This window comes from Paenibacillus polymyxa (assembly GCF_001719045.1).
In the GTDB taxonomy this organism is placed as follows: Bacteria; Bacillota; Bacilli; order Paenibacillales; family Paenibacillaceae; genus Paenibacillus; species Paenibacillus polymyxa_B.
The window spans coordinates 495,509-511,382 of the sequence record NZ_CP015423.1; the positions used below are offsets into that span (position 1 = coordinate 495,509).

Annotated in this window: 17 protein-coding genes and 1 riboswitch; all 17 genes read right to left on the reverse strand. The window is 46.4% G+C overall.

The genetic code is table 11. The features are described 5' to 3' along the window. Positions 1-53: 53 nt before the first annotated feature. Positions 54-767 carry a DUF2953 domain-containing protein gene (locus AOU00_RS02375; RefSeq protein ID WP_061829235.1) on the reverse strand — a complete coding sequence of 238 codons (714 nt, stop codon included), beginning with the start codon at positions 765-767 and terminating at the stop codon, positions 54-56. A gap of 167 nt (positions 768-934) precedes the next feature. Continuing rightward, positions 935-1,546 carry an SMC-Scp complex subunit ScpB gene (gene scpB, locus AOU00_RS02380; protein ID WP_061829236.1) on the reverse strand — a complete coding sequence of 204 codons (612 nt, stop codon included), beginning with the start codon at positions 1,544-1,546 and terminating at the stop codon, positions 935-937. Beyond that, positions 1,515-2,309, reverse strand: coding sequence for a segregation and condensation protein A (locus AOU00_RS02385; RefSeq protein WP_029517304.1), 795 nt, complete (start codon positions 2,307-2,309; stop codon positions 1,515-1,517). Before AOU00_RS02385 ends, scpB begins: the two co-directional genes overlap by 32 nt. A 173-nt stretch (positions 2,310-2,482) precedes the next feature. Further along, on the reverse strand, positions 2,483-2,947 hold the full coding sequence (gene ribE, locus AOU00_RS02390) for a 6,7-dimethyl-8-ribityllumazine synthase (RefSeq protein ID WP_061829237.1): 465 nt from the start codon (positions 2,945-2,947) through the stop codon (positions 2,483-2,485). A gap of 79 nt (positions 2,948-3,026) precedes the next feature. Next, entirely contained in the window at positions 3,027-3,710 is a 684-nt protein-coding gene (gene ribB / locus AOU00_RS02395; protein ID WP_081112430.1) for a 3,4-dihydroxy-2-butanone-4-phosphate synthase, read from the reverse strand. 60 nt (positions 3,711-3,770) lie between these two features. Next, the gene (gene ribE, locus AOU00_RS02400) at positions 3,771-4,436 is read right to left on the reverse strand and encodes a riboflavin synthase (RefSeq protein WP_039271010.1); all 666 of its coding nucleotides are present in this window, start codon (positions 4,434-4,436) and stop codon (positions 3,771-3,773) included. A 330-nt stretch (positions 4,437-4,766) separates the two neighbouring features. Next, positions 4,767-4,940: riboswitch (FMN riboswitch) on the reverse strand. Between the two features lie 68 nt (positions 4,941-5,008). Then, on the reverse strand, positions 5,009-5,476 hold the full coding sequence (locus AOU00_RS02405; protein WP_039271008.1) for an IDEAL domain-containing protein: 468 nt from the start codon (positions 5,474-5,476) through the stop codon (positions 5,009-5,011). Positions 5,477-5,695: 219 nt separating this feature from the next. Further along, positions 5,696-7,984, reverse strand: coding sequence for a thiamine pyrophosphate-dependent enzyme (locus AOU00_RS02410; RefSeq protein ID WP_061829238.1), 2,289 nt, complete (start codon positions 7,982-7,984; stop codon positions 5,696-5,698). Next, positions 7,984-8,997, reverse strand: a complete 1,014-nt coding sequence (locus tag AOU00_RS02415; RefSeq protein WP_069289833.1) for a 2-oxoacid:acceptor oxidoreductase family protein — start codon at positions 8,995-8,997, stop codon at positions 7,984-7,986. The genes AOU00_RS02410 and AOU00_RS02415 overlap by 1 nt, the downstream gene beginning before the upstream one ends. Before the next feature lie 251 nt (positions 8,998-9,248). Continuing rightward, on the reverse strand, positions 9,249-9,683 hold the full coding sequence (locus AOU00_RS02420) for a peptidylprolyl isomerase (protein ID WP_013310775.1): 435 nt from the start codon (positions 9,681-9,683) through the stop codon (positions 9,249-9,251). Between the two features lie 164 nt (positions 9,684-9,847). Then, on the reverse strand, positions 9,848-11,215 hold the full coding sequence (gene lysA / locus AOU00_RS02425; RefSeq protein ID WP_061829240.1) for a diaminopimelate decarboxylase: 1,368 nt from the start codon (positions 11,213-11,215) through the stop codon (positions 9,848-9,850). Between the two features lie 110 nt (positions 11,216-11,325). Beyond that, complete coding sequence (locus AOU00_RS02430; RefSeq protein WP_069289834.1) at positions 11,326-13,011, reverse strand: spore germination protein; 1,686 nt, start codon at positions 13,009-13,011, stop codon at positions 11,326-11,328. Positions 13,012-13,036: 25 nt separating this feature from the next. Then, positions 13,037-13,459, reverse strand: a complete 423-nt coding sequence (locus tag AOU00_RS02435) for a stage V sporulation protein AB (protein ID WP_039271000.1) — start codon at positions 13,457-13,459, stop codon at positions 13,037-13,039. Then, a complete protein-coding gene (locus AOU00_RS02440) occupies positions 13,456-14,109 on the reverse strand; it encodes a stage V sporulation protein AA (protein ID WP_039270998.1) in 654 nt (217 codons plus the stop codon). Before AOU00_RS02440 ends, AOU00_RS02435 begins: the two co-directional genes overlap by 4 nt. Before the next feature lie 176 nt (positions 14,110-14,285). Then, positions 14,286-15,041 carry an RNA polymerase sporulation sigma factor SigF gene (gene sigF / locus AOU00_RS02445; RefSeq protein WP_023989213.1) on the reverse strand — a complete coding sequence of 252 codons (756 nt, stop codon included), beginning with the start codon at positions 15,039-15,041 and terminating at the stop codon, positions 14,286-14,288. An 11-nt stretch (positions 15,042-15,052) separates the two neighbouring features. Beyond that, positions 15,053-15,508, reverse strand: a complete 456-nt coding sequence (spoIIAB, locus tag AOU00_RS02450; protein WP_013310781.1) for an anti-sigma F factor — start codon at positions 15,506-15,508, stop codon at positions 15,053-15,055. Then, positions 15,505-15,858, reverse strand: coding sequence for an anti-sigma F factor antagonist (gene spoIIAA, locus AOU00_RS02455; protein WP_013310782.1), 354 nt, complete (start codon positions 15,856-15,858; stop codon positions 15,505-15,507). Before spoIIAA ends, spoIIAB begins: the two co-directional genes overlap by 4 nt. Positions 15,859-15,874: the final 16 nt, after the last annotated feature.

The following is a 15,874-nucleotide window of genomic DNA, read 5'->3' on the forward strand; positions in this document are numbered from 1 at the left end:
GGACACTGAAATCCCAAAGTTCAGAAAGATTAAGTTTCACCACACTTCATTGTTTATCTTTCATTGTTAGCTTGAAGATCTTCATTTTTTTTGAAAAAAACCCGCTTCCATGCCTCGGGTCCACCCGGAACGCGCCATATGCGGTAAGCTAAGATGAGCATGGAGAAAATTAAATAGCCGAGCGATACGTTTGCTTCACAGTTCAAAGTGGTGGTAAAACGCAAGCGATCCACCCAATACGGTACAACATACAGCTTAGGGGTACAATCCATGCGCACAAAGCTGGAAGCAAAACCGATCAAGGTCGTTTTTAATCCCCACAAAATACCGGTTGAGGTAGCTGTATAAGCCGCGTCAGCAAGACTAATGTTGGTGGACCACTCCATTTTGGACATCGTCACATGTGCCAATGTATGTCGCAACCATCGATTGAAGGATTTCGTTCCCTTGAGCAAAACCCGTATATCATATATAAATTGCTTGATTTTTTCTGTATCAATATTACCGCTATCCACGGAAGCATCCGTTTTATGTATGTTTTTGTTGCGATCAAGCCGATAGAGAAGCCCTTTTTTCAAACCTGTTATGAGAATGGCCGGAACATCGTAATTTATTTTAATCATCCCGTATAGAAATCTGATCTCTAGATGCGCCCGATCATCATTGTCATGTTTGGCAATATCCAGCTTCAATCGAATACGAGAGAGCAGAATAGCCAGCACAAGTAATATAACGACGATGATGGCGATACTGATCCATTTCCACACTGGCGAGTCCTCCCTACCTTTTTGCTATAAATATCATGGCAAAAATAGTATGACCGTTCGCCGGAAAATCATGCATCTTAAAATACCAACAGCCAGCCCCTAACTACTTGAGGACTGGCTGTCTATTTGAAATTTTACATAAGTGAGCCGCAAGATCCGGATGAACTTTATGGGGATTCAAGATCCAGATCGTTGGCTGCAGGCTGGCTGCTCTCCAGACGCTCGAACAATAATTGAGTCTCTTCCTCCAAATTGTCCGAATCTTCGAACAACTCCGGTTGTGGTAGATCTGCCAAAGAGCCCAGACCGAAATAATCTAAAAATGATTTCGTCGTTCCGTACAATATTGGCCGTCCGATGGCTTCAGCTCGACCTTTCTCTTCAATGAGCTCCTTGTTGACCAGTGTATGTATGGCCCGCTCGGATTTGACACCCCGAATCTCTTCGATTTCAACTCTTGTAATGGGCTGGCGGTAGGCCACAATGGCCAGCGTCTCCAAAGCAGCTTGAGACAGTGAGGCACGTGCCGGAGAGTATGCGAGCTTTTCAAAGTAAGGTGCATGTTCGGATAAAGTTGCAAGCTGATAATGACCGGCAATACGGACAAGTTGCAGGCCTCTTCCTCCCTGCTCCATGTCCTGCTTCATATCTTCCAGGCACTGTTCAACCAGCTCTTGCTGCTGCTCTACAATGTCGGCGATCTGCTTGGTGGACAACCCTTCCTCTCCTGCTAGAAACAGCAGTCCCTCAATAATTGATTTCAGCTTCAGATAATCCATTAACCCGTAAATCCCCTCTCCACTCCATTACAATATCATCGAAAAGCTTCTCCTGATAACAGAAAATTTGTTTCATTTTCATCAGTTCAAGGATAGCCAAAAAGGTCACAACCACTTCATGCCGATACATATCCTCATGCATCAGCTTGGAGAACAGCAGCCGTCCTCCATTCCCCACCATCTCTAAAGCTCCGATAACTTGCCGGATACGGTCCTTGACTGAAATTTCGTCCCGATGAACACGAGTTACCGTCGTACGTCGTTCTGCTTTGCGCAAAGCACGCTGAAAGGCCGCGACCAAATCGCTTGCATGCAGCCCATGCACCGGATTTACGGGTTCAGTAGGCAGGAATGCGCTTAGATCTTCTGGCTCCTTGCCATAAATTAGACTCCGCTCCCACTCACGTTCACTTAGATGGCGAGCAATCCCTTTATATTTACGATACTCCACCAGCTTGCGGACCAGTTCCTCACGTGGATCATAATCCTCTTCCTCATAAAAATCCAAATCGTCATATTCCATCACAGGTGGCTTGGGAAGCAACAATTTACTCTTAATAGATAAGAGCGTCGCCGCCATCACCAGAAACTCGCTCGTAATGTCCAGTTCCAGCTCCTGCATACTGTGCAAAAAAGCCATATACTGATCAGTAATATCGCTAATCGGGATATCCTGAATGTCGATCTCGGCTTTATCAATCAGATGCAACAGTAGATCCAGCGGACCCTCGAATGTTTCCAGCTTGTAATTTACGACTGTCAATGTGCTTCCCCCTGCCTTACTCCAATCATCATTCAACAATACCTTTCCCTATAGCACTTATGCTCTACGTTATCAATCCCTCTTTCTGTAGTATATACGTCATCGCCTTGCTTAACAATCCAATCCCTTTTTCACCTTGCAGTTTATAGCGTTCTATTCAGCTATTCCTATCATTAAAATTGCTTGCCGAGATTGGCCATTTCAATCGCAGCCAATGCAGAATCCCAACCTTTATTACCAGCCTTCGTGCCTGCTCGTTCAATAGCCTGTTCAATGTTTTCTGTAGTCACTACACCAAAAATAACGGGCACTCCCGTTTTCAGGCTGCTCGTTGCCACACCCTTGGCCACTTCATTGCAGACGATATCATAATGTGAAGTAGAACCACGGATGACCGTACCTAGCGTAATTACGGCATCATATTTGCCGCTTGCAGCCATTTTTTGTGCAATCAGTGAAATTTCAAATGCACCCGGAACCCAGGCTACATCAATTTCATCTTCCTGTGCACCATGTCGTTGAAGTGCGTCAATTGCGCCGCTTAACAGCTTGCTCGTAATAAACTCATTAAATCTGCCTACCACAATACCATATTTTAAACCGTTCGATACGAGATTACCTTCTAGAAAACGTGCCATGTTTAATCAACCTCTCTTAGTTTAATTATTTAGGGACTTCGGACAATACTTCAGATTTACTTGGAACCAAGATGTATTTTTACAATGACAAACGACGACGGTAGTCCACCAAATGCTGAATACTGATCAGCTTTAATTGATGTCGCTTGGCGACCACTGCCAGATCAGGCAGGCGGGCCATTGAGCCATCTTCCTTTATAATTTCGCAAATGACCCCAGCAGGCTTGAAGCCACTGAGTCGGGCCAGATCAACAGCCGCTTCAGTGTGACCAGCACGCTGCAAGACACCACCATCGCGAGCAATCAGCGGGAACATGTGACCAGGCTTGCGGAAATCACTGCCTGTGACTGCTTCGTCTGCCAAGGCGCGTACAGTCAAGGAGCGCTCGGCCGCTGAAATACCCGTTGTTGTCTCCATATGATCTACCGATACCGTAAAGGCAGTACCGTGGAAATCTGTATTTTGCTCTACCATAGGATGCAATTCCAAGGCCTCGGCTCTTTGTCGTGTGATGGGCACACAGACCAACCCGCGACCTTCTATAATCATGAAATTAATGACCTCAGGCGACGCTTTTTCAGCCAAAGCGATAAAATCGCCTTCATTTTCGCGCTGTTCATCATCCACTACAATAACGACTTTACCGTTTTTTAAGTCCTCCAACGCTGCTTCAATGGAATCCAAACGAATCTCTTCGTCATGTTCCAACTCGCCATGCTCTATGACGTTTGCCATTGCACTTGTTTGGCTACCTCTATCCATAACACTTTCCTCCTTATGTCTTGTGCCACGAATGCTCCTAAACAGGCTTACCCTTCAATATCAGGCAAAGCCGTGTTTCGCCAAATAGTCCAAACTGAGAGGAGCTTCTTCTACTATCTCCGCCTCCGCTGCACCTCTGTAATTTAAAAGCTGTTCTACATATTTGCCCAAAATATCGCATTCGATATTGACGGTATCTCCCTCACGTTTGGCTTGTAAGGCCGTTTCGGATAAGGTGTGGGGAATAATGGATACGGCAAAGGTATCTCCCGTACGCTGTGCGACTGTGAGGCTGATACCATCAATTGTGATTGACCCTTTGAGAAGAATATATTTAAATAATGTTTGATTTTTAGGCTCAATTTCGAACACAACTGCATTCTGATCTGATGTTACCCCGCGAATCGTTCCCGTCCCGTCCACATGTCCTTGCACGATATGTCCTCCGAACCTTCCGCTCGCCGCCATCGCTCGCTCCAGGTTGACTCGGCTGCCTGATCTCAACTCTTTCAGATTACTGCTGCGAAAGGTTTCCGGCATCACATCAACCTTAAAGTCTTTCGTACCGATCTGTATCGCCGTCAGGCAAACGCCATTCACTGAGACACTGTCTCCTATTTTCAAATCGCCCAACACCACGGAACCCGAAATCCCAAGCACCATCGCTTCACCGCTTTTGGAAATAGTTTGAATGCGACCCACTTCCTCGACCAATCCGGTAAACATGCCTTCACTCCTTTCCACTACATTTCAGTTTATCCCTAATTCATCAGCTATAAGCGCAAAAAACCCCCAGTTCGGATTCAATCCGTCATGGGGGTGATGAGAGTCACATTTGTAGTATACAAGCGCAGTTCATATGCATCTTAAGACGACATGAAATCATAGGTTTGCCAATAGAAAGCATGACTGAGGATACAACCAAATACGCTCTGAACACCATCAAAAAGAAAGCTTAAGCAAGCTATCGCCCGATGCTGTCCTACAACGAAATAAGCTGTACGCACAATTGGGTATGCTAAAAATCGGCACATGTCACGTCATGCACATGCGCTTCGTATCCTTCTCCCATCCAGACTATACTGTCGGTCCCGGATTTGCACCAGGTCCACCTTCTGCCGATCATTCAGCATCCGGGTCACGGACTAAGCCATGCTGTTTCTCACAAAAACGATCCACAAACATGTCATCACCGCCGGTCGGGAATTTCGCCCCGCCCCGAAGGATCTTGCTCTTATTTAATTAAATTAACTTTAAACTTGTTACGTATATTAGCACCGACTTCTAAAAAAAGCAAGTTATCTAATAGAAGCTCCTGCTTTGGTTTTGACATATTGGCTGGAGAGTTCTTCAAACCAGGTTTTATCATTCATATGAAGCGCCAAGTCAATCAGATCGGCCAGTTCCTCGACTCCCAACTCTGTTGCATGATCAAAGGTAATTACGGCTGAAGCAACCGGTCCCCGTCCTTCCTCAGAACTTGCTTCATAATCCAGTCGCACATCAACATGTCCGTCAATAAACTCGCATTTCAGAAAATAAATAATTTCGCACATTAAAATGGGGCGTACCTGTGTTTCTAACACGCAATCCATCACCTTGGCAGAATAATGCTGGTTCGTCAGCGTGAATTTGTGTTCTGTCGCTGCCAACGATGCCCGTCCAAAATCATCCGTAAACTTTAGCTCCACTGGCTGGATGTTCATAACCTTAGGGATCTGCTTCTTTATAATTTCGATTATTTCAACTGTATTCAGCTTAATCATTACCTGCACCTCATTGCATCTTAAAATTCAGAAGAAAACTTTTTAACGTGCCTCTTATAGGCCTCCACTCCTATATCGGAAATCATTACCTGTTTTTTTATGCTTCAACCCATAAACGACAAAAAAGATTCTTTGCGCAATAAACGCAAAGAATCTTGATTGAACCACTACAGTAACAGCGGCTAACAATGTTAATCGATGATTATGCAAAAAACGTAATTATAGCTCTGAAATTTCATGTTTCTTTTTCAGGATAGTCCAGCGACGCTCAATCTCCTGCTCAAAGGTAGCCAGCGTAGCCTCCTCCTTGAGAAGATGCTTCGTTTTACCCATTAATTTCAACCATTCAGCAGCTGGAATCCGTTTTCCCTTGTCTTCCGGATTGTACGTAATTGTCGTACTGCCTTGCTCTATTTCGTACAAAGGAAAGAAACAAGACTCGACTGCAGCGCCCACAATGCTGGTGCCCAGTCTGTCATCAGATTTCCAATTCAGCGGGCAGGCGCACAGGATCTTACCATAGGCCGTACCCACGTTGTTCGCATACCATTGAGCCTTGGCTGCTTTGCGCAGCATATCCTGCGGATGACTTTCAGCTGCTGTAAAAGCATACGGAATGTTACAAGCAGCCATGATTTGTACGGTATCCTTGTGATGTCCTTGCTTTCCTTTTTGCATTTTCCCTACACCCGACGTACTGGTCATGTGACCAACCGGAGTGGAGTATGATTGCTGTGAACCTGTATTCATGTACCCTTCGTTATCATATTCCAGCATGATCAGCTTATGATTACGCAGAGCCGCACCAATCGCAGAACCCATACCTATATCCATCCCACCGTCACCACTGATCATGATAAAGGTCGGATCGTCCGACATTTCAATTTCATTACGGCGCTTCATTTCCATATAAGCTTCCAGCGCTCCTGAAAGTGTAGCGGCCCCGTTTTGAAAAAGATTGTGGATCATCGGTTGTTTGTGTGATGTATATGGATACCCTGTCGTCGTCACATAAACGCAGCCTGTCTGGAACAACACGACAATATCCCCTTCAATACCTTTGAAAAACAGTTCCAGCGCAGACAATGCCCCACATCCTGGGCAAGCCCCGTGACCTGGTGTAAGACGGCGTGGTTTGGTTGTCAACGACCGCAGGGGTGGCACCTTGACTTTGAGCTTCCCGGTCGCCTCGTCCGGCGTAACCTGAATCAGGCCCGTACGGTATGCATTGCCACGTGGCGGCTGCATAACTTGCGGCATCACCTTGTCCGGTGAACCCGGATTAATACCGTAATAATCAAAGGGCTTCTCCGCTCGTCCGGCCTCTGCCGCCTCAATCGCAAGCTGGAAGAACGCCTCTGCATCTTCCGCATAAAAATCCTTGCCGCCCAAGCCAAAGATACGGCTCAACACGAGTGTCCGATTCAGTGGGTCCTCCTGCAAGGCCGCCTTAATTTCATGCGTTAAATTCCCGCCGTCTGCCCCATACGAGTCTGCACGTTCACCTACCAGCAGCGCCTTGACATCACGTAAGGCTTCCCGCAGTTGTGCGGCTGGGAACGGTCGGATGATATTCGGACGTATCACACCAGCTTTAATTCCGCGCGCACGGAGTTGATCCGCCACATCCTTAGCCGATTCAGCCGCCGAATTCAACAAGAATACCGCGACCTCAGCATCCTCCATTTGATACAGATCTAAAATCGGGTATTCCCGACCGGATAAAGCGGCATATTCTGCTGCTACCTGCTCATATACTCCTTCTGACAGCTTCAGTGCTTCGGACAGCTGAACATGATTATTCGTCAGGTCATCACCATTCATATGCGCACCTACGGTAACAGGATGATCAAAATCAGTAATATTCGGATAATTTAAGTTCGGGTTAGGACCTACAAAACCGCGCACGGTCTCAGCATCTGCAAAATATTGCACTTTACGTTTTTGATGGGACGTATAAAAACCGTCATATGCAACCATTACAGGTAGCCGAACATCGCTATGCTCTGCGATTTTTAGTGCCATGATGTTCATATCATACACAGCCTGTGGTGTACTTGCCGTCAAAATGACCCAGCCTGTATTCAAACCATAGTACAGATCCGAATGATCCCCGCGAATATCCAGGGGACCACTGACAGCTCGTGTCACCAGATTCATAACCATTGGAAAACGGGTACCTGACTGAACAGGTAACTGCTCCAGCATGTACAGGAAACCTTGCGAACTAGTGGCGTTCACAACCCTCGCTCCCGCTGCGGCAGCTCCATAACAAATCCCTGCCGATCCGTGTTCTCCGTCTGCTGCAACCAGCTTAATATTATGCTGACCTCTCGTTCTCATCTGATCCAAATACTGCGCTACCTCAGTAGATGGAGTAATCGGGAAATATCCCATCATATGATAATTAATCTGCGCAGCCGCCGTAGCTGCCATTTCATTACCGGATTCGAACGTTGTCACTTGCGCGGCGCCTGTCTGTTTGAGTTCTTCCTCCAGTTTTGCCATTACGCACGCCCTCCTTCATATACCGGAAATTGGTGGGCAACTCGATTCTGTTCCGCCCATCCCCATTGCTCACGACGCGAGCTTAATGCCCCCGATGGGCAAATATCTACACATTTCAGACATCCTTTGCAATACTGGTAATCAATCCCTTGCAAAAATGGCATCATTCTTCCGCGTTTGTCAGCTTGCTCTTCCCATACAAAACAGTAATCCGGGCAAATCGAATCACACTTGGCACAATGGGTACATTTATCAGCTTCATATTCAGGCACATACCCCTGACGTGAACCACTAACATCTCTCGTCATGCTGTTTCCCTGAGTTGCAATAACGCCCCCCAGTAGTTGCGTTTCGTATCCCATCAATGGCTGCGGACGTTCAAAAACCCGATCCTCTGCGTCATCAGTAACTGGATATACGTGCAGTTCCATCTCCTCATAACCACGGTTAAACGTACGGAGATTAGGTTCCACTAACAGCGGATTTTTCTTTTCAAAGGTACTGCGTATAACCGATCTCATCGCTTCCGGGTCCAGGAAATCACAGACACGGAACAAGGCACCGAGCATGGACGTATTTAGTTTGGTTCGCTCTTCCAGTGCGATGCCCATCGCATCCACCACCGCTAGTGTACCGGATACCAGTCCCAAATCAGCCCGTATTTCTTCTGCTGGACGCGTGGAATTAACCACTACAATCCCATCCGCTGGCAGTCCGCTGATTACATTTACCGTTTTGTATAACGTTTCATGGAAAATGCCTACCACATGCGGTTGCTCAATCGGACTGTGATCCCGAATATCGACCTCCGGCTCACAGAAGCGGACGAAGCTTTTAACCGGAGTTCCCTTTTTTTCCGAACCGTAGGACGAAAAATTTGAAGCATTCAGCCCCAGACCAAGCACCCCGGTTTCGGCCAACATTTTGCCAGCCAGATTAGCGCCGAGTCCACCAATGGATTCCAGCCGGATTTCAAAAAATCCGAGTCGATTTGTGCGCGTTAAAATAGACAATGTGATAAGCCCCCTTCTTTTCCAATCCTTACTGAGTTTGAATACTCATATAAAATAAATGGAAAATGCATTCTTATCGAAAGGCTATCACAACACTTACTTTTCGAATGTGATCTAACGCACTGTAATGCCTACGTGATTGCGAAAATCAATAAACCGTCAAACAAAAGACAACAAAAGCCGCCCTGTCTAAAGACAGAACGGCTTAGGTGCAACGCTATTTGAAAAAGATCATGTAATTAACGGTAAAATTACACGTCAAATACTTTAACCTCTTTCATTTTGTCGCCTTGTTTTACAGCATCAATGAATTCCATACCTTTGGTTACTTTACCAAATACAGTATGTACTCCATCTAAATGTGGTTGTGGAGCGTAGCAGATAAAGAATTGGCTGCCACCTGTGTTGCGACCTGCATGAGCCATGGACAGAACGCCTTTGGCATGCTTTGTTGTATTCGTAGCTGTTTCACAGTCAATCGTGTAACCAGGACCGCCTGTACCGTTACCGATTGGACAACCACCTTGAGCAACAAAGCCCGGAATGACACGGTGGAAGCTCAAACCGTTGTAGTAACCGCTGTTTGCCAGCTTTTCAAAGTTAGCAACGGTGTTTGGAGCTTCTTCTGGGAAAAAGTCAATTTCAACGATACCGCCGTTTTCAAGATCTATTCTACCTTTTTTCATTGTTTGTATCTCCTTTTCAACCTGTTTTGAGAACTAAATAACATCAAGTTCCAGTTTACTATGAATTACCGCGCTTAGCAAAGTCTTGTCCAAAAAAAAAAGAGCCATTGTCCCCGGTGTATTATTACCGACTCAATGGCCTGCTTGATCTTACAATTCTAAAATCAGGACGAAACGGTAATCTTGGCGTTGGGCTGAACCACTGGACTAGCTTGATCACGAATCAAGCGCTGTGGCACAACATCGTTGCGTACGATATCTTCGTAGGTTTCCCGACGCACTACCAACTCGGCCTCACCGTTGTTGACAAATACAACTGCTGGCCGACGTATTCGGTTATAATTACTCGCCATGGAGTAATTGTAGGCTCCGGTTGAGGCAACAGCGAGCAAATCGCCGCTATTTATACGAGGCAGCTCTACATCCCAAATCAGCATATCGCCGCTTTCACAGCATTTGCCCGCAATGGACACCGTCTCTTCGTTCGTATCCTGCGCTCGGTTAGCCAGCATCGCTTCATACTTGGCCTGATACAGTGCAGGGCGTGGATTATCTGTCATCCCGCCATCTACCGAGACATATTTACGTACCTGCGGAATATCCTTGATGCTTCCTACCGTATATAAGGTCGTGCCTGAATCGCCTACAATACTGCGTCCCGGCTCAATCCAAATTTCTGGAAGTTCATCGTAAAGTCCTGAAAAATAAGTTTTCACCGCTTCGCCGATAGCCTGTACATAGGTTGATACTTTCAGTGGTGTGTCCTCTTCTGTGTAGCGAATGCCAAATCCCCCACCCAGATTAATCACTTTGAAAGAAAACTGAAGCTGTTCCTTAATTTCTCTGGAAAAAGCTGCAACCCGTTCAGCAGCCATTTGGAAGCCATTCACTTCGAATATTTGCGAACCGATATGAGAATGTACCCCCAGCAGGTTAAGATGGTCTAGCTTGATAGCCTGTTCCACTGCTTGGCGTGCTGTACCGTTTCCAATGTCAAAGCCAAATTTCGAATCTTCTTGACCTGTGGCCATATATTCATGCGTATGCGCCTCAACCCCTGGTGTAACCCGCAGTAAGATATTCACCTGCTGTTCTTTCTCGGAGGCAAGGGCCTGCAACAAATGCAACTCCATTTCGCTATCGACGACGAAGCAGCCAATTTGCGCATCTAACGCCATTTCAATTTCTTCCGGTGTTTTGTTATTGCCGTGGAAATGGATTCGCTCCGCCGGGAACCCTGCTTGTAGCGCAGTAAACAATTCTCCACTGGAAACTACGTCAAGCGACATCCCTTCTTCAGCAGCTAAAGCGCACATCGCCATAACACAAAACGCTTTGCTTGCATAAGCGACTTGAAACTTCAATCCGGTTTCACGAAAAGCTTCTATATACTCCCGGCAGCGCCGGCGGACTAACTGTTCGTCAACAATATATAGCGGTGTGCCAAAACGCTCTTTCAAAAGTGTTGTATCACAACCGCCGATTTCCAAATGTCCATTGCTGTTAATTTTACTGCTTCCATGCAAATACATGTTCTGGCGCCTCTCTTTCTGGAACAAGCTAGTCATATTCCATCGAATGTTTACACCAGTATAGCAAAAAAAACATCAAGAACAATGGATTTTTATGCAGATCATTTATATTAATGCTCCTGTCCATTGCCTGAGTTCGAATCTGTGTCGGCATCCGTATGGGGCATACGCGTATTGTCCCTCGTTTTGTTAGATGACGGGCGGTTAGGTGCATCTAGTACAGGCATGCGGAACAAGATGGAAGCTAACGCTTTGGCATTAAAAGGAATGAACGGCCACAAATACGAAGAATTATATGACCGATGCAGCGTCAGCATCAAAATGATCAGTGTCGTACCCACGACAAAGCCCGGTACGTGAAAAATTGCAACAGCAACCAGCAGGAATAGTCGAATCAGTCTATTCGCCAGCCCTAGCTCGTAGCTCGGTGTTGCGAACATTCCTATGGCAGCGACAGCCATATACAGCACGACCTCATTCACGAAAAGTCCCGTCTGAACCGCTATGTCACCGACCAGAATGGCTGCGATCAAGCCCATAGCGGAAGCCAGTGGTGTCGGAGTATGCACAGCCGCCATTCGCATGAGATCGACCCCTAGTTCCACGATGATAAACTGTGCAATCAGCGGAAGATGTGCTTCCTTTTGAGGACCGATAAAATCGAGAAACGCCGGTTTTAATTCGGGATTGATGACCATTAGCAGCCACATGGGAAGCAGAAACATCGAGGCAAATATGCCTAAAAAACGTACCCAGCGCAAATAACTTCCCATAAAAGCAGTTTGCCGATTCTCTTCTGCATGCTGACACAAGTCAAAAAAAGTGGTAGGCAAGATCATCACGCTGGGTGAGGTATCGACGAAAATAACGAGCCTTCCTTCCATAATATGCGAAGCCACGACATCTGGTCGCTCCGAATATCGTACTAATGGATATGGATTCCAACCTTTATTGATAATCGTCTCCTCTAATTGCTTATCGGCCAGAGGAATACCATCCAAATTAACATTTTTAATTTTGTCTCGTACAGTATCCACCATCACCTTATCCACAATATCGTCAATGTAGCCCAAACATACGTCTGTTCGGGTTCGACGTCCGACCTGCATTGCCTCAAATTTAAGTCCTGGATCCCGCAAACGTCGGCGCACCAAACCTACATTTGTAAGCATTGTTTCAGTAAACCCGTCGCGGGCACCGCGCACAACCCGCTCCAAAGAAGGTTCCTCCGGACTACGCACCGGATAATTACGAGTATCCAGAATAAGGGAAAATCGTTCGCCTTCCATGAAAAAGGCACTCATCCCTGTCAGCACCTTGTTAATGACGACAGACATCTTATCTGTCTTCTCCACCTGAATATGTGGAATAAAATTTTCGAAATACGCTTGTAGTCCATCCGAAGAGAGATTATCCGGCGTCAGATAGGTGAGACGCTTTAGCACTTCAAGCATGATCTGATCTTTCGCAAAGGTATTTAGGAACAGATATCCGGTATGACGCCCACCCAGTGTCATTTCCCTGAATACCACATCAAAGGTCTCCCCCAAACCTAATACTGTTTCAAGTGTATTCTTATTATCCTTCATCCTCGGCGATATATCATCTTCGTCCTGCCAGTAGCGAACGGACTCCTCTACGTTATCAGACCGCTCACTCTCTTTTTTGTGTTTAAAACGTGCGGATTCCTGCGCCTGCTTTTCCTTCCATGGACTCAACTCTTCTCCGTCAGTATGATATTCCTTTCCGATTCCCCCGTCTTCTTGATGTTGCTCTTGATCCGCTCTGTGATCCATATTCCTTGCCCCCTCGCTTTCGTTGTTAACGGTTGTATACAAACCAGTCAAATAAGGAACCCGTCACCTTGCCGAGCACCATTGCCATTAATAGGCCGAACATATACACGGTCATGTGGAGTCGCTTGGCGAGTATAGGCAGGAGATTCAATACCTCCGTTAAAGCCGCGGCGAGCAAACCAATAAACACTCCGCAAAATAACCCAGGTATCCATGTAAATATGCCCGGTAGTGGCAAGCAGATGTTCCAAAAATCGACCACAGTCCCCAGCACTGAACCTATAATCATTGCCTTTTCGTATGCACGTGATTTTTTATACGTACGGGTGAGTTGTGCTAATCGCGGCATGATATCCAGCACAATAAAAAAAGCAATTACACCGCTACCCACCGCAAGGCCCCCAGCAATACCTAAAATAATCTGAAGTGCAGCCTGTACAAATATCATGGTTTCTTATCCTTTGTGTGCAAACGGGCCATCTTTTCATACTCCTCTGCCACAACATACTGATCCACATTTTCCTGGTAAAGATACATTTCCACCTCCAGCGGCGTCGGCTCCTCGTTCCAATTTTTCTTGAACAAGTGATTAAAAAAAACGATCATGCCAAAGCCGATGCCGATCGAGTAAGCAATTTGAAACAGGTACGGATGTTCATCTTTATGTCCCGTAATCATCTCCACAATCCGAACCTGTACCTCCATCATGCTAACGTCGGCATGAAAATTCATAATTGTCAGCGCAGAGCCAAAAAACAGAAGCACCCATACCAAAACAAACAGTATTTTGGACGGCTTACGGGGTTTCTCCACGAGTTCCACAAGTACATGTGGCTTCCCGAGAGATTCAACTACGACCCCCGGAATATGATCTCTAATTTTTGCTATGATCTGCAGCATGTCTATCAGTATCAGATTACCGTCCTGGTGCTGCGGCCGCTTGAGAACAAGCTCAAGCAGATCCTTTTCCCATTCAGGATTAGTCAGCAGATGGGCTACATCACCCAAATGTAAATCCTGCCCTTGTATCATGCGAACACGGCTGCGGAGCCGCAAGTAGACAATAGGAGCTACTGTAGGAGCCGGACTATGAGTCATCCGATCCCCTCCTTATCCTCGTAATTATCGATTAGTATGGAACGAAGCGAGGAAACCTATTCTGTGTATTGTCTTTTATCCCACGCAAAAAAGAGTACCCCTGGCCATTAAAATGGCTTTGGAATACCCTTTTTTAATACGTAAGCATAAGGATTTCACTAAGATCCTGACTGTTATTATTGGGCAATCTGATCGCGGATCAGTTGTAAAATCTTTTTTTCCAGCCGTGATACCTGCACCTGAGAAATACCAAGCCGACTTGCAACCTCTGATTGAGTCTGATCCCGGTAATAGCGCAGGTACACAATCAACCGCTCCCGCTCAGATAGTCCGCCAATGGCTTCATTGAGTGCCAGCTTGTCGAACCACCTTTCCTGTGATTCGTCAGCAATCTGATCCATAAGTGTAATCGGATCACCGTCATTTTCGAACACCGTTTCGTGAATGGAGGTAGGCGGCTTATTGGCCTCCTGCGCAAAAACAACATCCTCCGGTGTCACTCCCAGCTCATCAGCAACTTCCTTGACTGTAGGCAGACGGTTGAGCCGTTTGGATAGCTCGTCTTTCATTTTGCGGACCTTATTGGCCGTTTCCTTCAGGGAACGGCTAACTTTGAGTGTACCGTCATCACGCAGGAACCGTTGAATCTCACCGATAATCATCGGTACTGCATATGTTGAAAATTTGACTTCGTAGCTGAGATCGAATTTATCCACCGATTTTAACAAGCCGATGCAACCAATTTGAAAAAGATCGTCAGGTTCATACCCCCGGTTCATAAAGCGCTGCACGACAGACCAGACGAGCCGGATATTACTATTGACCAGTGTCTCACGAGCCTCATTATCACCGGATTGACTCAGTGCAATAAGCCGCTTGACTTCCGCATCCTCCAAATAGCTGTGCGAAGTTTTTTTTCCTCCTGCTTCCATAGGATCAACTCCTAATTATATAAAGCTTTCTTGGATTCAATCCTTTTCTTCATCCGGACCGACGTGCCTCCGCCCGGCTCACTGACTGCTTCAAACTCATCCATGAAATTTTCCATAATCGTAAAGCCCATGCCGGAGCGTTCCAATTCAGGTTTGGACGTATATAGAGGTTGCTTGGCAAGTTCCAGATCCTCAATTCCTCGGCCTGCGTCCTCAACAACCAACGTAATCACGTCCGCTTCAATCCCGACTTTGATCGTTACGACACCTGACGGGTCGCTGTCATAACCGTGAATAATGCTGTTTGTCACCGCTTCAGACACCACGGTTTTCAAATCACTTAGCTCATCCATTGTGGGATCAAGCCTGGAAATAAATGCCGCGACAGCCACACGAGCAAATGCCTCATTCTCCGATTTGGCAGCAAACTGCAAGCTCATGAAATTGTTACCCGTGCCTTCTCTCATGACACTACCTCCAGTTCCGTGAGCGCATTTCCCTCGTTGTCATATATGGGCATGATTTTGAACAGCCCTGACATATCCAGCAGTCGGTGTACTGGCGGATTGACATCACAGACTGCCATTTTCCCGCCCTTTTGCTTGATCAGTTTGTACCGTCCCAAGATAACGCCAAGGCCGGAGCTATCCATAAACTGAAGGTTTTTCAGGCTGAGTACAATATGCTCGCATTGCCGACGCTGAATCGCCTCATCCATTTGCATACGGACCATGTCCGACGTATGGTGATCAAGCTCACCAGACAGCCTTACAATCAGTACCCCCCGGTGATGCTCCATTTCAATTTGCAGGTTCATGCTTACTCACTCTCCT